This is a genomic window from Methylorubrum sp. B1-46 (genome assembly GCF_021117295.1).
Lineage (GTDB): Bacteria > Pseudomonadota > Alphaproteobacteria > Rhizobiales > Beijerinckiaceae > Methylobacterium.
The window spans coordinates 3,382,388-3,401,988 of sequence record NZ_CP088247.1 but is presented as its reverse complement, the minus strand read 5'-3'; the positions used below and the strand labels follow the sequence as shown (position 1 = coordinate 3,401,988).

The 19,601-nt window shown below is 69.6% G+C and carries 23 protein-coding genes; 16 read left to right on the top strand and 7 right to left on the bottom strand.

The features are described from left to right. Window positions 1-55 precede the first annotated feature (55 nt). Window positions 56-1,270, bottom strand: a complete 1,215-nt coding sequence (mutY, locus tag LPC10_RS15800) for an A/G-specific adenine glycosylase (protein ID WP_231343174.1) — start codon at window positions 1,268-1,270, stop codon at window positions 56-58. A gap of 191 nt (window positions 1,271-1,461) precedes the next feature. On the opposite strand from mutY, the gene LPC10_RS15795 reads away from it, so the two are divergent. The 12 genes from LPC10_RS15795 to LPC10_RS15740 all read left to right on the top strand — a co-directional run bounded on the left by LPC10_RS15795 (window position 1,462) and on the right by LPC10_RS15740 (window position 10,600). Further along, window positions 1,462-1,938, top strand: a complete 477-nt coding sequence (locus tag LPC10_RS15795; protein WP_133090932.1) for a DUF721 domain-containing protein — start codon at window positions 1,462-1,464, stop codon at window positions 1,936-1,938. Window positions 1,939-2,102: 164 nt separating this feature from the next. Then, window positions 2,103-2,756 (top strand): DsbA family protein, encoded by a 654-nt coding sequence (locus tag LPC10_RS15790; RefSeq protein WP_231343172.1) that lies wholly within the window; start codon window positions 2,103-2,105, stop codon window positions 2,754-2,756. Window positions 2,757-2,919: 163 nt separating this feature from the next. Beyond that, window positions 2,920-3,273, top strand: a complete 354-nt coding sequence (locus tag LPC10_RS15785; protein WP_231343171.1) for an AtpZ/AtpI family protein — start codon at window positions 2,920-2,922, stop codon at window positions 3,271-3,273. Window positions 3,274-3,409: 136 nt separating this feature from the next. Continuing rightward, window positions 3,410-4,165: a F0F1 ATP synthase subunit A gene (locus tag LPC10_RS15780; protein ID WP_012455238.1), complete on the top strand. Its 756-nt coding sequence runs from the start codon at window positions 3,410-3,412 to the stop codon at window positions 4,163-4,165. Between the two features lie 60 nt (window positions 4,166-4,225). Then, a complete protein-coding gene (locus LPC10_RS15775) occupies window positions 4,226-4,453 on the top strand; it encodes a F0F1 ATP synthase subunit C (RefSeq protein WP_012455237.1) in 228 nt (75 codons plus the stop codon). A 112-nt stretch (window positions 4,454-4,565) separates the two neighbouring features. After that, window positions 4,566-5,171 (top strand): F0F1 ATP synthase subunit B, encoded by a 606-nt coding sequence (locus LPC10_RS15770; RefSeq protein WP_231343170.1) that lies wholly within the window; start codon window positions 4,566-4,568, stop codon window positions 5,169-5,171. A gap of 98 nt (window positions 5,172-5,269) precedes the next feature. Beyond that, window positions 5,270-5,755, top strand: coding sequence for an ATP F0F1 synthase subunit B (locus LPC10_RS15765; protein ID WP_231347067.1), 486 nt, complete (start codon window positions 5,270-5,272; stop codon window positions 5,753-5,755). A 363-nt stretch (window positions 5,756-6,118) separates the two neighbouring features. Further along, window positions 6,119-7,423 carry a serine hydroxymethyltransferase gene (gene glyA, locus LPC10_RS15760; protein ID WP_231343168.1) on the top strand — a complete coding sequence of 435 codons (1,305 nt, stop codon included), beginning with the start codon at window positions 6,119-6,121 and terminating at the stop codon, window positions 7,421-7,423. Between the two features lie 228 nt (window positions 7,424-7,651). After that, window positions 7,652-8,212: an Rrf2 family transcriptional regulator gene (locus LPC10_RS15755; RefSeq protein WP_231343166.1), complete on the top strand. Its 561-nt coding sequence runs from the start codon at window positions 7,652-7,654 to the stop codon at window positions 8,210-8,212. 63 nt (window positions 8,213-8,275) lie between these two features. Further along, on the top strand, window positions 8,276-8,833 hold the full coding sequence (gene nrdR, locus LPC10_RS15750) for a transcriptional regulator NrdR (RefSeq protein ID WP_231343164.1): 558 nt from the start codon (window positions 8,276-8,278) through the stop codon (window positions 8,831-8,833). Window positions 8,834-8,883: 50 nt separating this feature from the next. After that, the gene (gene ribD, locus LPC10_RS15745) at window positions 8,884-9,960 is read left to right on the top strand and encodes a bifunctional diaminohydroxyphosphoribosylaminopyrimidine deaminase/5-amino-6-(5-phosphoribosylamino)uracil reductase RibD (protein WP_231343163.1); all 1,077 of its coding nucleotides are present in this window, start codon (window positions 8,884-8,886) and stop codon (window positions 9,958-9,960) included. 1 nt (window position 9,961) lies between these two features. Then, a complete protein-coding gene (locus tag LPC10_RS15740; protein ID WP_231343162.1) occupies window positions 9,962-10,600 on the top strand; it encodes a riboflavin synthase in 639 nt (212 codons plus the stop codon). A 116-nt stretch (window positions 10,601-10,716) separates the two neighbouring features. Here LPC10_RS15740 and LPC10_RS15735 read toward each other — a convergent pair whose 3' ends face one another. Together LPC10_RS15735 and LPC10_RS15730 are read right to left on the bottom strand one after the other, a co-directional pair. Then, window positions 10,717-11,139, bottom strand: a complete 423-nt coding sequence (locus LPC10_RS15735) for a GtrA family protein (protein WP_231343159.1) — start codon at window positions 11,137-11,139, stop codon at window positions 10,717-10,719. Beyond that, window positions 11,112-12,656 (bottom strand): UbiA family prenyltransferase, encoded by a 1,545-nt coding sequence (locus tag LPC10_RS15730; protein ID WP_231343158.1) that lies wholly within the window; start codon window positions 12,654-12,656, stop codon window positions 11,112-11,114. Before LPC10_RS15730 ends, LPC10_RS15735 begins: the two co-directional genes overlap by 28 nt. A 333-nt stretch (window positions 12,657-12,989) precedes the next feature. Between LPC10_RS15730 and ribH the strand changes: the two genes are divergently transcribed. The 3 genes from ribH to thiL are packed head-to-tail and all read left to right on the top strand — an operon-like array spanning window position 12,990 to window position 15,011. After that, window positions 12,990-13,499 (top strand): 6,7-dimethyl-8-ribityllumazine synthase, encoded by a 510-nt coding sequence (gene ribH, locus LPC10_RS15725; protein ID WP_231343157.1) that lies wholly within the window; start codon window positions 12,990-12,992, stop codon window positions 13,497-13,499. After that, window positions 13,496-14,026, top strand: coding sequence for a transcription antitermination factor NusB (gene nusB, locus LPC10_RS15720; protein WP_231343155.1), 531 nt, complete (start codon window positions 13,496-13,498; stop codon window positions 14,024-14,026). Before ribH ends, nusB begins: the two co-directional genes overlap by 4 nt. A gap of 7 nt (window positions 14,027-14,033) precedes the next feature. Further along, entirely contained in the window at window positions 14,034-15,011 is a 978-nt protein-coding gene (gene thiL, locus LPC10_RS15715) for a thiamine-phosphate kinase (RefSeq protein ID WP_231343154.1), read from the top strand. Window positions 15,012-15,035: 24 nt separating this feature from the next. Here the strand turns inward: thiL and LPC10_RS15710 are convergent, their stop codons facing one another. The 3 genes from LPC10_RS15710 to LPC10_RS15700 form a co-directional block, all read right to left on the bottom strand. Further along, window positions 15,036-15,896 (bottom strand): SDR family oxidoreductase, encoded by an 861-nt coding sequence (locus LPC10_RS15710; RefSeq protein ID WP_231343152.1) that lies wholly within the window; start codon window positions 15,894-15,896, stop codon window positions 15,036-15,038. Window positions 15,897-15,914: 18 nt separating this feature from the next. Continuing rightward, a complete protein-coding gene (locus LPC10_RS15705) occupies window positions 15,915-16,094 on the bottom strand; it encodes a DUF1328 domain-containing protein (protein ID WP_133090945.1) in 180 nt (59 codons plus the stop codon). Window positions 16,095-16,284: 190 nt separating this feature from the next. Then, window positions 16,285-17,610, bottom strand: coding sequence for a chloride channel protein (locus LPC10_RS15700; protein ID WP_231343150.1), 1,326 nt, complete (start codon window positions 17,608-17,610; stop codon window positions 16,285-16,287). 302 nt (window positions 17,611-17,912) lie between these two features. Here LPC10_RS15700 and LPC10_RS15695 point away from each other — a divergent pair, with 302 nt between their 5' ends. Next, window positions 17,913-18,350 (top strand): DUF3429 domain-containing protein, encoded by a 438-nt coding sequence (locus LPC10_RS15695; protein ID WP_231343149.1) that lies wholly within the window; start codon window positions 17,913-17,915, stop codon window positions 18,348-18,350. Between the two features lie 106 nt (window positions 18,351-18,456). On the opposite strand, the gene LPC10_RS15690 is transcribed toward LPC10_RS15695, so the two are convergent. After that, on the bottom strand, window positions 18,457-19,575 hold the full coding sequence (locus LPC10_RS15690) for a heme-binding protein (RefSeq protein WP_231343148.1): 1,119 nt from the start codon (window positions 19,573-19,575) through the stop codon (window positions 18,457-18,459). Between the last annotated feature and the right edge of the window lie 26 nt (window positions 19,576-19,601).

Here is a 19,601-nt window from a genome sequence, read left to right as displayed (position 1 = left end):
GTTTCGAAAGGACAAGTCCTTTCGCGGGTGCAGGGCAGAGCCCTGCATCTTCTTCTTATCGTGTCCGAACGGGCTTGGGCGCCTTCTTCACGATCCGCGCCAGATCCGAGGGCCGCGACGAGGCGGGCTTCGGGATCGGCCCGCGCCGCGGCGGCGGCTCGGGCTCGGGCAGCGTGGCGAGATCAGGCTCGGGCGGCGGCTTCGCCACAGGCGCGGCGAGCGGCACCGGCCCGCTGAGCGCGTGGGCGAGCACCTTCTTCATCGCGCCGGGCAGCGGTTCGGCGTCCAGCGCGTCGCGGGGGGTGAAGCGCATGCCCTCCGGCGGCTTCGTGTCCGCCGCGACGCGGGCGAGAAACACCGTCAGTTCGAGCGGAAAATGGGTGAAGCCGTGCTTCACCACGCCGGGCAGGCGCTTCCAGCGGGCATCGAGCGGCGCGTCGAGCAGGCCCTTGGCCGGATCGTAATCGGGCAGCCAATCGCTTGTTGGCGGTTCGGCCATGGCGCCGAGCAGGCCTTCCGGCGGCCGCGTGCGCAGCAGGACCGCCTCGTCGCCGGCCCGCAGCGCGACGAAGGCCGCGCCCTTTCGCAAGATCCCCTTCTCCTTCTTCACTTTACGCGGAAACGTCTCCTGCAAACCCTCGGCCCGGGCGCGGCAGGGCCGCATCCAGGGGCAGAGGGCGCAGGCCGGCCGCTTCGGGGTGCACAGCGTCGCGCCGAGATCCATCAGCGCCTGCGCGAAATCGCCCGGCCGCCGCTCCGGCACCAGCGCCTGCGTGAACAGGCGGATCTGCGCGCGGGCGGCGGGAAGCGGCGTCTCGATGGCGTGCAGGCGGCTCATGACCCGCTCGACATTGCCGTCGACGGCCGCCGCCGGCCGGTCGAAGGCGATCGCGGCGATGGCGCCGGCCGTGTAGGCGCCAATGCCGGGCAGCTTGCGCAGGCCTTCTTCCGTGTCGGGAAAGCACCCTGTGGCGGCGACGGCCTTGGCGCAGGCATGCAGGTTGCGCGCGCGGGAGTAATAGCCGAGCCCGGCCCAGGCCGACATCACCGCCTCTTCCGGCGCGGCGGCGAGCGCCGCCACGCTTGGAAACAAGGCCAGAAACTTTTCGAAGTACGGCTTCACCGCCGTGACGGTGGTCTGCTGCAGCATGACCTCGGAGAGCCAGACCCGGTAGGGGGCGGGGGTCTCGCCCGGAAGCGCGCGCCAGGGCAGCGCCCGGCGATGACGGTCGTACCAGGCGAGGAGGTCGGCGGCCGAGGCGGCGGGCATGTCCCGTCCATAGCGGGAGCGCGGGTGCGGAAAAAGCGGCTTCGGGTCGCCCTCGGAGCGATTGCCGAAAAGTGACGCCGCCGTGCCGCCGCTCCGTCCCGCGCCGGTGCCGACTCCCGCGGGGGGCGCAATTCGGGTAGGATCACGGCTGCGGCGTGCCCGTCACCCCGCCCTAGTGTTCCGGAAAGCCGATGGCGCGCGTCAAACCGCTGAGCGAACTGATCGAGGGCTGCATCGGCCCCGCCTTTGCCGCGCAGGGCTTCGCCTCGTCCGACATCCTGGCCGCGTGGCCGGACATCGTCGGAGCCCGGCTCGCCGGGGCCTGCCAGCCGGTCAAACTCGAATGGCCGCGCCGCGCCCGCCGCGACGCCGAGGGCCGGCCGGAGCCCGGCACGCTGGTGGTGCGCGTGGAAGGCGCCTTTGCCCTCGACCTGCAGCACCTTGCGCCGGTCGTGATCCAGCGCGTCAACGCGCATTACGGCTGGGCGTGCATCGGCAAGATCGTGTTGCGTCAGGACCGGTTGCAGCGGCCCGCCCGCCGCGCCCCGCAAAAAATGCTCGACCCGGCGCGGCGCGGAGAGGTGGCGCTGGCGGTGGCGCGCATTGAGGAGGAACGCCTGCGCGACGCTCTCGATCGGCTCGGCATCGCCGTGGTGGCGCGGCGATAGGAACAACGAAGGGTGGGATCGTGGGGCGTGCGGGCGGCGGCGCAGCGTGATAAGCGGCTGCGACAAAGGCCGTGCGGCGACGCGCCCCTCGGCCGGATGGAGCCGATCCGTCCTATAGCGCGGTATCGGGCCGAATGCGGCCCGCGAACGGAGCCCGCCCTGCCATGATCACCCGGCGCGACGCCCTGAAACTGACCGGCCTTGCCATCGGCACTGCCGCCCTGCTGCCGTCCCTGTCCCTTGAGGCTCTGGCGCAATCGGCCGATACGGCCGCCTTGATGCAGCCTGGGCCCCTCGGCGACGTCTGGCTCGGGCCGCCGGATGCCAAGGTGACAATCATCGAATACGCTTCGATGACCTGCTCGCACTGCGCCCATTTCCACGCGACGACGTGGCCGGTGCTGAAGGAGCGCTACATCGATACAGGCAAGGTGCGCTTCACCCTGCGCGAGTTCCCTCTCGATCCGCTCGCCACCGCCGCCTTCATGCTGGCGCGCTGCGACGGCGAGGCGAAATACTATCCGATCACCGACCTGCTGTTCGACCAGCAGCAGAACTGGGCCTTCGTGCGCAAGCCGCAATCGCCGGTCGATGCCATGGAGCAGCTCCTGCGTCAGGCCGGCTTCTCGAAGGAGAAGTTCGAGGCCTGCCTGAAGGATCAGAAGACCTACTCGGCCATCAACGCGGTCAAGACCCGCGGGCTCGAAACCCTCAAGGTCGAATCGACGCCGACCTTCTTCATCAACGGCGAGAAGCGCGCCGGCGCCCTCTCGATCGAGGAGCTGGAGAAGATCATCAAGCCGATCCTGGGGGCGTAAGCCAGCTCCCGGAAGGCCGTGGAAAAACAAAGATTATGTTGTTTTATCAACAGCTTGATGACCCCTCCGGTCGCCTTGACACTCAAGGTTGGCGAAACTATGGTGCGCCGCGCCGAGGGGACAGGCCGGTTCCTTCCGCTCCCGACGACATGTGGGGTCGCCCGTGAGCGGTGATCCTTCAGGCGAGGGGAGCGGGCCGGAAAAGGCTCCCGCCGACGGCGATCTCTCCGCGAGGCTCAAACGTCTCGAGACGCAGCTCGAGGGGAAGCGGCCGAAGGTCGCTTCATCCGAGCGTGCGCGCAACAGCGCGTCCGGCGGCTCGGCTCAACTCGGTCAGGCCATGCGGCTCTCGACCGAGTTCATCGCGGGCGTGATCGCCGGTGGGATCCTCGGATACATCGTCGATCATCTCTTCGGTACCAAGCCGTGGGGGATGATCGTGCTGCTGATGCTGGGCTTCGTGACGGGGATCTACAACGTCATGCGGGTCAGCGGCTTCAGCGGCAAGAAAAACTGAGAAAGTTCGTCGGTAAGGGTCGCCGAGACGCCTCAGGGGTCTTGAGACTCGCCCGGCATCGTGTAAGGGCGACGCGCGACGAACGGGAGCCGCGAAGGCTTCCTCGCGCGACACACAAAGGGGCGGAAGCGGGCACATGGCGGTCAGTATCGACCCGATCCACCAGTTCGAGCTGCAGCCGCTCGTCTCGCTGGGTCACATCGGCAACCAGCAGCTCGCGTTTACGCAATCGGCTCTCTACATGTTCGCGGCGGTGGGCATCATCGCGCTGCTGACCATCGTGGCGACCTCCGGGCGCTCGGTCGTCCCGGGCCGTCTCCAGGCGCTGGCCGAGACGCTCTACGAGTTCATCGCCGACACGGTGCACCAAGCGACCGGCGCGGACGGCAAGCGCTTCCTGCCGCTCGTCTTCTCGCTGTTCATGTTCGTGCTCATCCTGAACCTCCTCGGGATGATCCCCTACGCCTTCGCGGTGACCAGCCACCTCATCGTCACCTTCGGCCTCGCGCTCGTGGTGATCCTGACCGTGGTGATCTACGGCGTGGCCAAGCACGGCACCCACTTCCTCGGCGTGTTTGTGCCGTCGGGCGTGCCGAAGCCGCTGCTCCTCATCATGGTGCCGATCGAGATCGTGTCGTTCCTGTCGCGGCCGATCAGCCTCTCGGTCCGTCTCTTCGCCAACATCCTGGCCGGCCACATCGCCCTGAAGATCTTCGCCTTCTTCGTGGTGCAGCTTCTGGTCGCCGGTGCCTGGGGCGTGCTCTCGCCCCTGCCGCTCGCGCTCACCATTGCGCTCACGGCTCTCGAGTTCCTCGTCGCGGCCCTTCAGGCTTACGTTTTCGCGACGCTGACGGCGGTCTATCTCGCCGACGCCCTCCACCCCGGCCACTGATCCCAACCGGCCGGACCCTTCCGCCCACAACGAACCCCGTTCGAACTTCAGGAGTGTTTCATGGATCCCGTCGCTGCGAAGTACATCGGCGCCGGCCTCGCCTGCCTCGGCATGGCGGGCGCCAGCATCGGCCTCGGCAACCTGTTCGGCCAGTTCTACTCGGGCGCGCTTCGCAACCCGTCGGCCGCCGACAGCCAGCGCACCAACCTCCTCCTGGGCTTCGCGCTCACCGAGGCGCTCGGCATCTTCTCGCTGCTCGTCGCGCTGCTGCTGCTCTTCGCCGTCTGACGTGCCTTTCGAGGGCGTGCGAGCCGGCTTCAAGCCCGCCTCGCACGCCCTCGCTCGTTGATCCGGCCGCTCCGCCCGCGGAGCCGGCCTTCCGACGTCACCGGACAGGGCCATGGCCGAGCAGAAGAATCCCCTCACGACCCCCTCCCCGAATGCGGACACGCAGATCGTTCCGCCCGGGAGCCCCCATACCCATACCGAGCAGCCCTCCGGCGGCCATGGCGGCGCCTTCCCGCCCTTCGAGAGCCACACCTTCCTCTCGCAGTTGATCTGGCTCGCGCTGGCGTTCGGCCTGCTCTACTACCTGATGTCCAAGGTCGCGCTGCCGCGCATCGAGGCGATCCTCAATGACCGCTCCGGTCGGCTCTCGTCCGATCTGAACGAGGCGCAGCGGATGAAGGCCGAGGCCGACGCCGCCGGCGCCGCCTACGAGAAGTCTCTGCGCGAGGCCCAGGCGAAGGCGCAGGCCATCGCCCAGGAGACCCGCAACGGCCTCTCGGCCGAAGCCGATGCCAAGCGCAAGACCCTCGAGGCCGAGCTGAACCAGCGACTGGCCGCCTCAGAGGCGACCATCCGGGCGCGCACCACCGAAGCCATGGGCAACGTCCGCACCATCGCCGGCGAGACCGCCTCGGCCATCGTCGAGCGGCTGACCGGCCAGGCGCCCGACCAGGCCAGTCTGAACCGCGCCCTCGACGCGACGCCCGCCGTCCACTGACCTGAGGGCCGGCGTCGCGCCGGCCCCTCCCCCATCCGAACCGACCCCGCTCCGGCCTGGCCGGGCGGAAGGCCGACCAAGGGTTTGAGACCGACATGCTGTTGACCGCGGAATTCTGGGTCGCCGTCGCCTTCGTGGCGTTCCTGGTCATCGTCTGGCGGGTCGGCGGCTTCTCGATGATGACGAGCGGGCTCGACAGCCGCGCCAAGCGCGTGCGCCACGAGCTCGACGAGGCCCGCCGCCTGCGCGAAGAGGCCGCGGCCGTGCTCGCCGACTACAAGCGCCGCCGTACCGAGGCCGAGCGTGAGGCCGAGGCGATCGTCGCATCCGCTCGCGAGGATGCCGAGCGCATCGCCGCCGAGGGCCACGCCCGCCTCAACGACTTCGTCGCCCGCCGGACGAAGGCGGCCGAGGCGAAGATTGCCCAGGCTGAGGCCCAGGCCTCCGCCCAGGTCCGCGCTGCTGCCGCGGACGCGGCGGTGAAAGTGTCGGAAACCCTGCTGCGCGAGCGGCTTCAAGGTGCGGCTGCGCAGGATCTCGTCCGCGCCAGCCTCGGCGACGTGAAGAGCCGCCTGCAGGCCTGAGCCGATACCTCCGGTCCGTGCGGTGTCTGCCGGGTTTCCGCAAGGACTTGGCGCAAATCGGCAAGTGGCGGTGTTCCGAGCCGCTACGGTTGCGACGGCACTCGCGGACGAATCCTCCGAGACCCGATCGGTCCCGCGACACCCGGCCCTGCCGGGTGTTGTCGTGTGTGGAGCCGGGCTGATGCGCTGCGGTGCCGCAGACTCGGGCTGCTCCCGTGAAAAATTTTAAAGACAGGCGTAAAATCACCTGTGCTTGGCCTGTCGTTCCTCGACGTGTACGAATAGTGCCGAAATTCACCCCCGCAAACGCCAGCGGGAGAACGGGTGAGTTAAGCCCGTAAACAACGAAAAGAGGCTACGCTCATGAGCGCCGGAACTGCGTCCGACACCACCGCCCTCGACACCTTCTTCTCGGCTCATCTTGCCGAGACCGATCCCGAGATCGCAAAGGCCATCTCGCAGGAACTCGGTCGGCAGCAGCATGAGATCGAGCTGATCGCCTCCGAGAACATCGTCTCGCGCGCCGTGCTCGAGGCCCAGGGCTCCGTGCTGACGAACAAGTACGCCGAGGGCTATCCCGGCCGGCGCTACTATGGCGGCTGTCAGTTCGTCGATATCGCCGAGGAGCTGGCCATCGACCGCGCCAAGCGCCTGTTCGGCTGCGGCTTCGCCAACGTGCAGCCGAATTCCGGCTCCCAGGCGAACCAGGGCGTGTTCATGGCCCTGATGCAGCCCGGCGACACCTTCCTCGGCCTCGACCTCGCCGCGGGTGGCCACCTCACCCACGGCGCGCCGCCGAACGTCTCGGGCAAGTGGTTCAAGCCGGTCTCCTACACCGTGCGCCGTGAGGACCAGCGCATCGACATGGAGCAGGTCGAGCGCCTCGCCCAGGAGCACAAGCCGAAGGTGATCATCGCCGGCGGCTCGGGCTACCCGCGTCACTGGGACTTTGCGAAGTTCCGTGAGATCGCCGATTCGGTCGGCGCCTACTTCTTCGTGGACATGGCCCACTTCGCCGGCCTCGTCGCCGCGGGCTTGCATCCCTCGCCGTTCCCGCACGCGCATGTGGCCACCACGACGACCCACAAGACCCTGCGTGGCCCGCGCGGCGGCATGATCCTGACGAACGACGAGGCGCTGGCCAAGAAGTTCAACTCGGCGATCTTCCCCGGCCTCCAGGGCGGTCCGTTGATGCACGTCATCGCCGCGAAGGCGGTGGCCTTCGGCGAGGCGCTGAAGCCCGAGTTCAAGATCTACGCCAAGCAGGTGATCGACAACGCGCGAGCGCTGGCCGACACCATTATCTCTGGCGGCTACGACATCACCTCTGGCGGCACCGACAACCACCTGATGCTGGTCGACCTTCAGAAGAAGGGCCTGACCGGCAAGGCGGCCGAGGCGGCGCTGTCGCGGGCCGACATCACCTGCAACAAGAACGGCGTGCCGTTCGACCCGCAGAAGCCGACCATCACCTCCGGCATCCGCCTCGGCACCCCCGCCAGCACGACCCGCGGCTTCGGCGTCGCAGAGTTCAAGCAGGTCGGTTCGCTCATCGTCGAGGTGCTCGATGGCCTCGCCGAGAAGGGCGAGGGCGGCGATTCCGCGGTCGAGGCCGCGGTGAAGGAGAAGGTCCACGCGCTGACCGATCGCTTCCCGATCTACAGCTAAGAGCACCCCACGGAACGCCCGGCTCCCGACCTTCTCGCTCCGGCGAGGAACGTGCGGCGGGCGTTCTGTGAGAGGCGCTCAACCTTATCGAGATGTGTCCGGCCTCAAGCCGGACCATGCAGCCGCGGATCTGCCGATCCGCGGCTGCTGCCGTTTGCGAGCAACCTCAGAGTTAATCTACGCAAGGTTTGTTTTTCCAAGGAGTGTACACGTCATTCGATCCTTGGGATGATGCAGTCGAGCGCGCCTTCATCTGAAGGTTGTGCTGTTCCGCTCGGGAGGGCGACCCTGCATCTCTCGCTTCACACCGATTACGGCCTGCGTCTGCTGATGCACCTGACGCTGACCCAACCGGGCGCCTGGATTGCGACTCCGACCGTCGCGCAGCGCTTCGGCATCTCGGTGCATCACCTCCAGAAGATCGCCCAAGCCCTGGTCCGGTCCGGCGTCGTCGAGGCGCGGCAGGGCCGCTCCGGCGGCGTGCGCCTCGCCCGCGACCCGCGAGAGATCCGGCTCGGCCGGCTCGTGGCGGACCTGGAAGGCGTCGGCACGGTGGTCGATTGCCGGCGTGACCCCTGCCCGCTCATCGGCCGCTGCCGGCTCAAATGGGCCTTCGACGCGGCGGAGCAGGCCTTCTTCCTCGAACTCGACCGGCTCACCCTGGCCGATGTGGCGGCCGGGCCGACGGCGTCGGCGCTCCACGCCCTCTTCCGTGCCGAACCGGAAGCGCGGGTGGTGACGACTGCCCCCGATCCCACCGAACCCACCGAGCCCGGTTCTGGCAATTGAGCGGCGGGTGGGGCAGAGAGGGCCGGCTTTTGAGAGCGTCCGGGATGAGGTGGTGAGCGCGCGATGCGGTGTCCGTTCTGCGGAGGTCCCGACACGCAGGTGAAGGATTCGCGGCCGAGCGAGGATTCCTCGGCGATCCGCCGCCGCCGCGTCTGCCCGGATTGCGGCGGACGCTTCACGACCTTCGAGCGGGTGCAGTTGCGCGAACTCACCGTGCTCAAGCGCTCGGGCAAGCGCGTGCCCTTCGACCGCGACAAGCTGCAGCGCTCGATCGATGTCGCCCTGCGCAAGCGCACGGTTGATCCCGAGCGGGTGGAGCGCCTCGTCAGCGGCATCACCCGGCGCCTGGAGAGCGGCGGCGAGGGCGAGGTCACCAGCGAGGCCATCGGCGAGGCCGTCATGGAGGGCCTGAAGGGGCTCGACGACGTCGCCTATGTCCGGTTCGCCTCGGTCTACAAGAATTTCCGCGAGGCGCAGGATTTTCAGGATCTGCTCGGGACGCTCGGTGGCCGGCTGGAGGGTGAGGCTGCGGTGTCCGAGGACGCGCCGGCGGTGCCCGTGCAGCCCGACGCGGAGACGGCCGCCCCGCGCCGCCGCCGGCCTCCCCGAAAATCCGCGTAACGGGGCGAGCCGTGGACGCCTGCCAACAGCAAGCTCTCGATCGGCGCGCCATGCGCCTCGCCCTGGCGCTGGGGCGGCGCAATCTCGGCCGGACGTGGCCGAATCCCAGCGTCGGCGCCGTCGTGGTCGCCGATGGCCGCATCGTCGGGCAGGCGGTGACCGCACCGGGCGGGCGCCCGCACGCGGAGCCGCTGGCGCTCGCCATGGCCGGCGCGGCGGCCCGCGGCGCCACGCTCTACGTCACCTTGGAGCCCTGCTCGCATCACGGCCGCACGCCGCCCTGCACCGACGCGACGATTGCCGCCGGAATCGCCCGGGTGGTCACCGCCGTCGAGGATCCCGATCCGCGGGTGGCCGGGCGCGGCCATGCGGGCTTGCGCGCCGCCGGGATCACGGTCGAGACCGGCCTCATGCGCGAGGAGGCCGTTCGCGATCACCGCGGCCACTTCTCCCGCGTCACGCGCGGTCGCCCGAGCCTGCACCTCAAGCTTGCCCGCACCTGCGACGGCTTCGCCGCGCCCTCGACCGGCGAGCGTCTGAAGATCACCGGCCCGATCGCCGACGGAGCGGTGCATCTGTGGCGGGCGCATGCCGACGCGATCATGGTCGGCATTGGTACGGCGCGCGCCGACGACCCGTCGCTGACCGTGCGGCTGCCGGGGCTGGCCGAGCGCTCACCGCTGCGGATCGTCCTCGACTCGACACTGCGTCTCAATCCCGCGAGCCATCTTGTGCGCGGCGCCCGCGACCTGCCGACGCTGGTCCTGACCGGGCGCGGTGCTCCGGCCCATGCCCGGCGGATGCTCACCTCCTTCGGCGTCGAGCTGGCCTTCGTCCCCACCGATGCAAGGGGACGCATCGATCTGACCGCCGCGCTGGTCCTTCTCGCGGAGCGCGGCCTGACGCGGATCTGCAGCGAGGGCGGCCCGGCGCTTGCCGATGCGCTCGCCACGCACGATCTCATCGACGCCTGCACGCTGATCACCGGCCCCGTCACGCTGGGCGAGGCCGGCGGCCTGCCGGCGCTCGGAGCCAACCTCGCTCGCCGGTTGTCCGATGGCGCCTTCGCCGAGGTCGAGCGATGGGCCTACGGTCCCGACACGGCGGTCACCTACGAGAGGATCTGACATGTTCACCGGGCTCGTCACCGATGTCGGCCGCGTCGTCTCGGTGGAGGGGGCCGAACGCCTGCGCCGGATCGTCATCGAGAGCGCCTACGATCCCGCCGGCATCGCGCTCGGCGCCTCGATCGCCTGCTCCGGCCCCTGCCTCACCGCTGTCGCGGTCGAGCCGCACGGGACGGGCTGCCGCTTCTCGGTCGATGCCGCCGCCGAGACCTTGGCCCGCACTACGGTCGGCTCTTGGCGTGAGGGCACACGGATCAATCTCGAGCGCTCGCTCAAGCTCGGCGACGAACTCGGCGGCCATCTCGTCACCGGCCATGTCGACGGAATCGCCGAGATCATCGCCCGCGAGACCGTGACCGGGGAGGACAATCCGTGGGGGGCAAGCGAGCGCTTCACCCTGCGGGCACCGGAAGCGCTCGCCGGCTTCATCGCTGAGAAGGGATCGATCTGCCTCGACGGCACCTCGCTCACCGTCAACGCGGTCTCAGGCAGCGACTTCTCGGTGCTGCTGATCCCGCACAGCCTCTCGGTCACGACCTGGGAGGAGCGCCGCGCGGGCGACCGGATCAATCTCGAAATCGATCTCCTGGCGCGCTACGCCGCGCGCCTCGCCGAGACGCGCGGCCTATTGCAGGGGTGAGACCGATCCGCGTGACGTGTCCGCGCTCCTTGCCGTCGTAGCCGGCAGTCGGGATCGTGGCTGCGGCCACGGTTGTCTCGCCGTGGTAACGCTGCTTTGGGCCTACAGGCTCTGAACTACGGACCCTGGGGCGCGGGCCGCGCGCCGGGGGCAAAGGTGAGGAGCCGGTGGCCGAGATAGTTCGCTGCGGCGCCCGAAGCGATGCCGACGCCGTGGGCGAGCGCCTCGGCGATCGATCGTGCGAGATCCGGCAGCAGCGCGGTCAGGCTGTCGAGCAGGGCCGTGCTGACCGCGAGCACCACGCCCGCGCCGACGGCGTTGACCACGAGGAACAGGAACACCTGCCCACGCAGCGATCCCCGCGCCACCCGGAACACGAAGGCTCGGTAGAGCCAGAACGAGGCGACCATGCCGAGGCCGTAGGCGGCGAGCAGGGCCGCCTCGAACGGCATGACGAGTGAGAGCGGAATCCGCGCGAGCCAGTTGATCGCCGTCGCCGTGCCGCCGGCGATCAGGAAACGGACGACCTCATGACCCATGACGATTCGAGTCCCTGCGGAAAGAGGCTGTGGGGCAGGCCGAAGGCGGCGGCGGCGAAGGCGAGGCCGGCGATCCCTGCGAGCGCGAGGCTCGGGCGATCCTTGATCGCAAAGGCGACCGGATCGTCGTGGAGCGCGTCGCGGCCCGCCAGCAGCCAGACCCGGCCCATGAACAGGACGAGGATCAGCGGGAAGCTCCACAGGGCCAGCGGCGCGGCGAGCGCGGCATGGTGGAACGCCTCGTTGGCGAGATAGAGGATGAAGATGACGACGCTGGACAGGCCGGAGGCGACGCCGAAGGCGAGCACCACCGCCTCGTCCGCCGGCTGATAACCGCGCCCGGCGATGGTGCCCGATTGGCCGCGCCGCGCGGCGCCGCGCAGCTCCGTGTACCGCTTGGCGAAGGACAGCGAGGTGAACAGGAACATCGAGAAGGTGAGAAGCCAGGGCGACCACGCCACCGCGACCGCGGCGACGCCGATGGCGATGCGCAGCGAGAACAGGCACCCGAGCGTCAGCGCGTCGAGCATCGGCACCCGCTTGAGCCAGGTGGAATAGGCCAGTGTCAGGGCGAGATAGGCGAGCACGCCGGCGAGCACCGCCGCTCCGGCGAGGGCCGCGACCGCCAACCCGCCCCCGAGCCCGAGGACGAGCGCCGCCAGACCGGTGGCGATGGGAAGCCGGCCGCTCGCCAGGGGGCGCTCGCGCTTCGACCAGTGGGCCCGGTCGTGGGAGAGATCGAGGAGGTCGTTCATCAGGTAGCTCGCCGAGGCGACGAGCCCGAGGGCGAGGAAGGCCAGACCCGCGCTCGCCCAGGCCTCCGCCTCGCCGGCCCGGCCACCGAGCACGAGCGGCAGGAAGACCAGGGCGTTCTTAGCCCATTGATGCGGACGCAGGGCCTTGAGGAGCGTGTGGGAACGCGAGGCTGCGGGAAACACCTCGACCGGCTTGCCGAGCCGGTGGGCCGCACGGAGCACGGCGGGGGAGGCTCCCACCACGATCACCCGGCGCGCCGCGGCCCAGACGGGCAGGTCGGCAGCACAGTCGCCGGCATAGTCGAAGCCCTGCGGATAGAGCGCCTGAAGCTGGGCCGCCTTCGCCGCGCCTTTGAGGTTCCGTACGCCGTCGCTCGCCACCACCCGATCGAAGACGGGAAAGCGCCTGAGCGCCCGCAGGGCCATCAGCTCGTCGGCGGCGGTGGCGAGCACGATCGCCTGCCCCGCCGCCTTCCGCGCCTCGATATGGGCGAGCAGCGCCTCGTTGGCCGGCAGGGTCGCGACGTCGAGCCCGGCGCTCTCCGCGATGCGGCGCTTGAAGAAGGCCCGGCCCCGCGGCAGCCACAGCAGCATCAGGAGCAGCATCAGCGGGTTGCGCCGTAGCAGCGTGATGATGCCTTCCAGGAGAAGATCCGTGCGCAGCAGCGTGCCGTCGAGATCGATCACCAGCGGCACCACCCGCGGCGCCGCCTCGGCCGGCGCCGTGGCCGTTCCGTCCCTCCGCGCGCGCGCCGTCGCCATGCTGGATAACCCCCGTCTCCAGTGCGAGCCCCTTGTTCGAGCGCCCGCAATTTGTATTCGATAGTCTATCGCCGGCATCGACTTCGGACGGGTTAATCGCCGAGCATCGCAGGTCATGGCGACGCCCCTTCGAGCGGATTGGGTTGATCGAACGTCTCCGGCTCAACTGAAAAGCGAGGGCCCGCCGGGGCCGCGACGGCGCGTCGCTGGCCTGGACTGCATCGCGGCCGCGCGCGGCCTTGCGTCCCGTGCCGCTTGTAGAGCCCGCAGCACTTGCGCTAACCCTCCGGCCCGCCCCGAACTTCCGCGAACGCACCCCGGAACGTCACACGCATGGTCTCCCAACGCCGGGACGCGGACGCGCCCACAAGCATCCTCGAGAGCCTCGCCGGCACCCGCGTGCTGGTGGTGGAGGCACGCTACTACGACGACATTGCCGACGAGCTGCTGGCGGGCGCCCGCGCCGCGATCGAGGCGGTCGGCGCCGAGGCGCGGATCTTCACGGTGCCCGGCGCCCTCGAAATCCCCGCGGCCATCGCCATCCTGATGGAAGCCGGGCGCAAGGCCGGCGGTCCCTATGATGCGGCTGTGGCGCTCGGCTGCGTCATCCGCGGCGAGACGGGGCATTACGACATCGTCGCCGGCGAGAGCGCCCGCGCGCTGATGGACCTCTCCGTGTCCGAGCATCTGCCGCTCGGCAACGGCATCCTCACCGTCGAGACCATGGAGCAGGCGCTCGCCCGTGCCCGGGTCTCCGAGATGAACAAGGGCGGCGGCGCGGCGGAGGCGGCGCTGAGCCTCCTCGCCATCAAGCGCGCCGCCAATCTGGAACCCGCTCGATGACAGAACCCGCCGCGCCGCCGGCCCAGACGCCGGCCTCGTCGAAACCGAATACCCGAACCGGTGCCCGCCTCGCCGTGGTGCAGGCGCTCTACGAGATGGAGATCTCGGACAAGGGCGTGATCGACGCGCTCGCTGAGTTCGAGACCTTCTGGATCGGCCAGGAGATCGACGGCGTCGTCCATCCCCCGGCCGAGACCGCCTTCTTCCGCGACGTTCTGCGCGGCGCCGTGGAGGAGCAGCGCGCCATCGATCCGAAGCTCGACGCGGCGCTCGCCAAGGGCTGGCCCCTGCGCCGGCTCGAAGTGGTGCTGCGCGCGATCCTGCGGGCGGGCGCCTACGAACTGATGTTCCGCCGCGACGTGCCGGCCCGGGCCGCGATCTCGCAGTATGTCGACGTCGCCCACAGCTTCTACGGCGGCGACGAGCCGGGCATGGTCAACGCCGTGCTCGACCGGGTCGGCCGCGAGGTGCGCTCCACCGAGTTCGGCATCCCGGCCGCCCCCGGCCAGGCGCCGAAGAAGGCCTGAGGCGGGGATGGCGCGCGCGGGCGAGGAGGCGCTGATCGCGCGTTACTTCGCGCCGCTCGCCGGCCCCGGCGCCGAGGGCCTGCGCGACGACGCCGCCAGCCTGACGCCGACGCCCGGCCACGACCTCGTGGTGACCGCCGACGCCGTCGTCGCCGGGGTACATTACTTCCCCGACGATCCGCCCGGCTCGATCGCCGTAAAGGCGCTCGGCGTGAACCTCTCGGATCTCGCCGCCAAGGGCGCCCATCCCCGCGGCTTTCTTCTGACGCTGGCCCTGCCGGACGACTGGACCGAGGCGTGGCTCGCCGCCTTCACTGAAGGGCTCGGTGCCGCGAGCCGTGCCCATGGCTGCCCGCTTCTCGGCGGCGATACGGTCCGCTCCGGCGGCCCGGCGCTCATCGGCGTCACTGCCCTTGGCGAGGTGCCGTCGGGCACGATCCTGCGGCGTCAGGCGGCGCAGGCCGGCGACCGGCTCTGCGTCAGCGGCAGCATCGGCGACGCGGCCCTCGGCCTCGCCCTGCGGCTCGCGCCCGATCCCGCGCTGGAGGCATCCCACCGCGACGCTCTGCTCGACAGCTATCTTCACCCGCGCCCGCGGCTGGCCCTGGTTCCTGCCCTTCGCCGCCATGCCCGCGCGGCCATGGATGTGTCGGACGGGCTCGCGGGCGACCTGCGAAAAATGCTCGCCGGCACAGGCCTGACCGCGCGGATCGATGTCCCGGCGGTGCCGCTTTCGCCCGCCGCAGTGGCGGCCATCGCCCGCGCGCCAAGCCGGCTCGCCACGGCGCTGACCGGCGGCGACGATTACGAGATCCTCTGCGCGGTGGCGCCGGACGAGCTGTCCGCCTTTCTCGCCGAAGCGCGCGAGGCCGGCGTTCCGGCTGCCGCGATCGGCACGGTCGAGGCCGGGGAGGATGCGCCGTGCTTCCTCGACGGGACGGGCCGAGCCTTGGACTTCGCGCGCACCTCGTTCAGCCATTTCTGAGACGGCGAGCCGCGAGGCGCACCCTTATTGCGCGGCGTGCGACGCCTCGATCCCGACCTGCCGCCGGCTGAGGATCCAGACCCGCTCCTGCAACGCCTCGTCCCGGCTGCGGGCGGAGGAAGCCGTCTCGCGGCATTTGGCGAAGTAGCGCCCGCTCACGCCATCGAGTTCGGGCGCGGTGGCGACGTGGAGCGAGGTTCGGGCGCCCGCCTCGGTCGAGATCAGGAACGGGCGGATCAGGCTCCAGGCGAAGCCGAGCGCGCCGCGGGTGTTTTTGGCGAACTCGCTCGCTACAACGCCCGGATGCACCGCATTGACGGTGACGGGGCTGCCCGCGAGCCGCCGGGCGAGCGCATGGGTGAACAGCACGTTGCCGAGCTTGGCCTGCGCATAGGCCTTCATCGCGGAATAGCGGCGTTCGCCGCCGAGATCGTCGAAATCGATCTGTCCGCGCGTATGGGCGGCGGAGGCCAGGTTGACGATGCGGGCGCGGGGCGCGGCTTCGAGCGGTGCGCGCAGCTCGTGCGTCAGCAGCACGTAGGCGAGATGGTCGAGGGCCCACGTCCGCTCGATCCCATCGACCGTGACGTGACGCTCGGAGAAGATCGCGCCGGCATTGTTTACGAGGATGTCGAGGGCGGGATAATGCGCCCTCACCTCCCCCGCGAGGCGGCGGATCTCGGCTTGGCTCGACAGATCGGCGAGGAAGACGTCCGCCGCGCCGCCGGTCTCCCGGCGCAGATGCGCGGCGGCACGTTCGGTGCGCGCGCGGTCGCGCCCGACGAGGCCGACCCGCGCCCCGAGGCGGGCGAGCCCCAGGGCCGTCTCGGCGCCGATCCCGGAAGAGGCGCCGGTGACGAGGGCGGTGCGGCCGTCGAGGCGCACGGGTTCAGAGCCGAGGCGTCAGAACACCGCCTGACCGATGGCGAGCGCGATCACCACAATGACGATGGCGAGCACGAGGAACAGGCCGAACAGGATGCGCGCGATCGAGCTCGCGCCGGAGGCGATGCCGGTGAAGCCGAGGGCGCCCGCGACGAGCGAGATGATGAAGGCGATGGCGGCCCACTTGAGAAGCGTCATGGCAGTTCACTCCGATACGAAAGCGGAGCAGTAACTTCCGACGGACCGGCGGCGTTCCGCCGCGGCCCGGGCATTCGACCGATCGGCGATGATCCTGCCTCATCGCCGATTGCCCGCGCGACGGCGCGGCAGTGGTCGTCCGCCGGACGCATGGAACTGGACCACCGGTCCTGTTCCATGCAGCTTGATACTACGCATTTCGTTCGCGGCCTGCGCGCTGCACCAGCACCTCCGCCAGGGTGTGGTAGAGGCCGCCGCGGCAGACGAGCTTCGACATCGCGTCCGCGATCAGCGCGGCGAGCATCAGCGGGATCACCATCGCGTGGTTCTGGGTCATCTCGGTGACGATCACGAACGAGGTGATCGGAGCCTGGAGAACGCCGGTCAGGTAGGCGGTCATGCCGATCAGCACCAGCGCACCCATGGGGACGTCCGCGAGGATGAGGCTCGCCTGGGCGCCGAGCCCGGCGCCGACGGCGAGCGAGGGGGCGAAAAGGCCGCCGGGAATGCCGCTGATCGAGGACAGCACGGTGGCCAGGAACTTCAGCGGCGCGAACGCCCAGCGCGGATCGCTCTCGCCGTGCAGGATGTCCCGCGCTTCCTCGTAGCCGGTGCCGTAGACGGCGCCGCCGGAGGCCAATCCGCACAGGGCGACACCGAGTCCGCAGAGCGTGGCGAACAGGATGGGGCGGCGCGCGATCCATGCGCCGGCCCGGCCCGGAAAGCCCTGGGCAAACCCGATCACGATGCGGCTGAACAGCCCGCCGGCGAGCCCGCCCGCCACGCCGAGCACGGGGACTGCGAGCCATCCGGTGCTCAAGGACAGCCCCGCGTCGGACGTGCCGAAATAGGTGTAGTCACCCAGGATCGCCAGCGAGGTCAGGCCCGCCGCGACGATGGCGGCGACGATGAGAGCACTGCCCCGCCGGTCATAGGCCCGGCCGAGTTCCTCGATGCCGAACACGATTCCGGCGAGCGGCGTGTTGAAGGCGGCGGCGACGCCGGCCGCGCCACCTGCGAGCAGCAGACTGCGCATCCGTTCCGGGCTGAGCCGGCCGAGGGTGGCCATGATCGCCGCGCCGACCTGCACCGTCGGTCCCTCGCGGCCGATCGAGGCGCCGCAGAGGAGGCCGAGACACATCACGACGACCTTGCCCGCCGCAACCTTGAGCGAGATCAGGGCATGGCGCGCCGGCCCGTCGTCGAGGGCGCGGGCGGCGATCACCTGCGGGATACCGGACCCTTGCGAGTTCGGAAACACGGTCCGGGCCAGCCACGCCGCCAGCGCGAAGCCGGCCGGGCAGAGCAGCAGCGCCAGCAGCGGCGAGGCGGTGATTCCGGAGCGGAACACCGCCTGCGCCGCATCCGCCGCCTTCGCCATCAGTACCGCGGCCAAGCCGACGCAGACGCCGCCCGCCAGGAACAGGCTTCGTCGGCGCCAGGTCGTCCAGGCATCCCCGGACGCACCGCGGAGGCGTTCGAGGGCAAGTCTCGTGTCCGTCGGCCGCAGCAGCATGGAATCGATCGTGCAAGGGGTGGGCCGTCTCGCGCCCATCCTGCCGATGCCCGTCATCCGAGGCCATGGTCGCCCCGCCGCTATCCCGCGCCGATTCTCCGGCCGAGCATGCGATGAGGTCCCGTGCTGCAACAAATGGTCTCGGTTGCGGGACGGATGAGGATCTGCGCGTTTACACCGGATCATGACACCGCCCGCTCGACGGCGGCCCGCACCGGGCCGTCCCGTCGCGGCCGGTGGGTTCGAGCGATGCGCGAAACCGGTGCGAGCCGGGTCGCACGGCAGGCAGCCGAGGAGACGGCATGGGGCGGCTGAACACGGTACCCGCGAGCGCTGTCCTTCTCGGCATCGCGGGGCTGATCCCGTTCGTGGGCTTCGCCGCGCTGTCGGTGAGCGGGACGGATGTCGGTCTCGGCACGATCGGCCTGTCGCCGCGCACCATCCTCTCCGCCTACGGCGCGGTGATCGCCTCGTTCCTCGGCGGCATCCGCTGGGGCGTCGCGGCGGCGCGCGGGGCCGGCTGGCGCGACTACGTCCTGGCCATCGTGCCTTCGCTGCTGGCCTGGGCGGCTTTGGCCGCCCCGGCGCCGTGGGATCTTCGCACCCTCGGCGCCCTGGTCCTGCTCTGGGGCATCGTCGATCAGGACCTTGCCCGCCGCGGCATGGTCCCGAACTGGATGGGCCGGCTGCGGCTGGCCCTGTCGGGTATCGCTGGGGCGGCGCTGTTGATCGCAGCCTAAGGCGTCGCTGCGACCGTCGCCGTCGCCTTTCGAGACGATGCTCTATCCTCTTGCTCTTGCATCGTCTTTTTCCCGAAAGCCGGTGGCCACCTTTCGGGACGATGCTCTAGCTCTCCACGAGTTCGTAACCGGCCGGCAGCTTGTCCAGGGTGGCGATGCTGATATGCGGCCAGACGGCTCTTTCCGGAAATTCGTCTTCACGAGGGCGGAAGAAATGCAGCATGACGGTCTGTGAGTATTGCAATCGGAGTTTAGGATTGCCTTGCTCGTCCTTCTCCGCCAACTCCTGAATCCAGAACGTCGATTTCATGCTGACCGGTTCGGCCTCGCGAACCGAGAAGGGAACATTCGAGATTCCGCCGCTCTTGCGCGTCGAATCGACGGTCAGCGTTGTCGTCCGAACGATCTCGACGTTCTGGTTCGCGAAACGCAGAATTGCATTCATGTCGGTCGGACTGAAGCCGGGGAATCCCGGCGCCGTGACATTCCCCATGAAGGGATTGTCGATGTAATGCCGGTACGGTTCGAAATACGGATCCGGATCGGTGGCGGATCTGAAATCATAGTCCGGCGTCGTGACATCCTCGAACCGGCCCGAGGGTAGCCCGCTCACGGGCGGGATCGGCGGCATGCCGTCGTGCACCTCCGACTTGCCGAGGGCCAGGACGGAATTTCCGTGCGGGATTGAGGCCAGGCGCGCGACGTCGAGTTCGACCTCGGACACCGCATCGCCCTTGATCTGATCGTCCGTGCTCCGGCGGTTCTTCTCGTAGAGCCACAGGCCGGGCTCGTGGTGGATCGGCAGTCCGACCGGGCCGGCCAGGCCGCCGCTGCTCGGCCGATCTTCCGCAGCGATTTGTGCGATCTTCTGCTGATAATCGAGCGTGACGACGAACTGGTCGAAGTCGGGCTGGCTCGGCCTCGAAAGCCCCCGATTGGGAACATCGTCATCGACGAACGTGAACTGAAGCTCCTCGTCGTACTGGTTCATCAGCACGCGGAACTTGAATCCAGCCGGCGGCGCCGGTGCTTTGTGGAACGGAAGGGCGATCATGTTCCAGCCCGTACCCTTTCCGGTCCAAACGCCCAGCAATTGTTCGAGAGGGCCGAGTTCCTGTCGCGGCGGTACACCCCGGCTGGTCAAACGGCGGGTACGGACGGGGCGCGGTGTGACGACTTCGGAAAACTTGCGGGTTCTGCGGTCGGGATTGTTGCCGGCAGCCATGGTACCTGTCCTCCCATGAGAAGGGC

Bases quoted from the DNA above. Each gene is read 5' to 3' on its own strand.
- LPC10_RS15730 (WP_231343158.1), bottom strand. From the start codon at position 12,656: ATGGCGACGGCGCGCGCGCGGAGGGACGGAACGGCCACGGCGCCGGCC.
- LPC10_RS15790 (WP_231343172.1), top strand. From the start codon at position 2,103: ATGATCACCCGGCGCGACGCCCTGAAACTGACCGGCCTTGCCATCGGC.
- LPC10_RS15705 (WP_133090945.1), bottom strand. From the start codon at position 16,094: ATGACGCTTCTCAAGTGGGCCGCCATCGCCTTCATCATCTCGCTCGTC.
- LPC10_RS15780 (WP_012455238.1), top strand. From the start codon at position 3,410: ATGGCGGTCAGTATCGACCCGATCCACCAGTTCGAGCTGCAGCCGCTC.
- LPC10_RS15690 (WP_231343148.1), bottom strand. From the start codon at position 19,575: ATGGCTGCCGGCAACAATCCCGACCGCAGAACCCGCAAGTTTTCCGAA.
- LPC10_RS15735 (WP_231343159.1), bottom strand. From the start codon at position 11,139: ATGGGTCATGAGGTCGTCCGTTTCCTGATCGCCGGCGGCACGGCGACG.
- LPC10_RS15700 (WP_231343150.1), bottom strand. From the start codon at position 17,610: ATGCTGCTGCGGCCGACGGACACGAGACTTGCCCTCGAACGCCTCCGC.
- nrdR (WP_231343164.1), top strand. From the start codon at position 8,276: ATGCGGTGTCCGTTCTGCGGAGGTCCCGACACGCAGGTGAAGGATTCG.
- LPC10_RS15795 (WP_133090932.1), top strand. From the start codon at position 1,462: ATGGCGCGCGTCAAACCGCTGAGCGAACTGATCGAGGGCTGCATCGGC.
- ribH (WP_231343157.1), top strand. From the start codon at position 12,990: ATGGTCTCCCAACGCCGGGACGCGGACGCGCCCACAAGCATCCTCGAG.
- LPC10_RS15755 (WP_231343166.1), top strand. From the start codon at position 7,652: ATGATGCAGTCGAGCGCGCCTTCATCTGAAGGTTGTGCTGTTCCGCTC.
- ribD (WP_231343163.1), top strand. From the start codon at position 8,884: ATGCGCCTCGCCCTGGCGCTGGGGCGGCGCAATCTCGGCCGGACGTGG.
- thiL (WP_231343154.1), top strand. From the start codon at position 14,034: ATGGCGCGCGCGGGCGAGGAGGCGCTGATCGCGCGTTACTTCGCGCCG.
- glyA (WP_231343168.1), top strand. From the start codon at position 6,119: ATGAGCGCCGGAACTGCGTCCGACACCACCGCCCTCGACACCTTCTTC.
- LPC10_RS15775 (WP_012455237.1), top strand. From the start codon at position 4,226: ATGGATCCCGTCGCTGCGAAGTACATCGGCGCCGGCCTCGCCTGCCTC.
- LPC10_RS15770 (WP_231343170.1), top strand. From the start codon at position 4,566: ATGGCCGAGCAGAAGAATCCCCTCACGACCCCCTCCCCGAATGCGGAC.
- LPC10_RS15695 (WP_231343149.1), top strand. From the start codon at position 17,913: ATGGGGCGGCTGAACACGGTACCCGCGAGCGCTGTCCTTCTCGGCATC.
- mutY (WP_231343174.1), bottom strand. From the start codon at position 1,270: ATGCCCGCCGCCTCGGCCGCCGACCTCCTCGCCTGGTACGACCGTCAT.
- LPC10_RS15740 (WP_231343162.1), top strand. From the start codon at position 9,962: ATGTTCACCGGGCTCGTCACCGATGTCGGCCGCGTCGTCTCGGTGGAG.
- nusB (WP_231343155.1), top strand. From the start codon at position 13,496: ATGACAGAACCCGCCGCGCCGCCGGCCCAGACGCCGGCCTCGTCGAAA.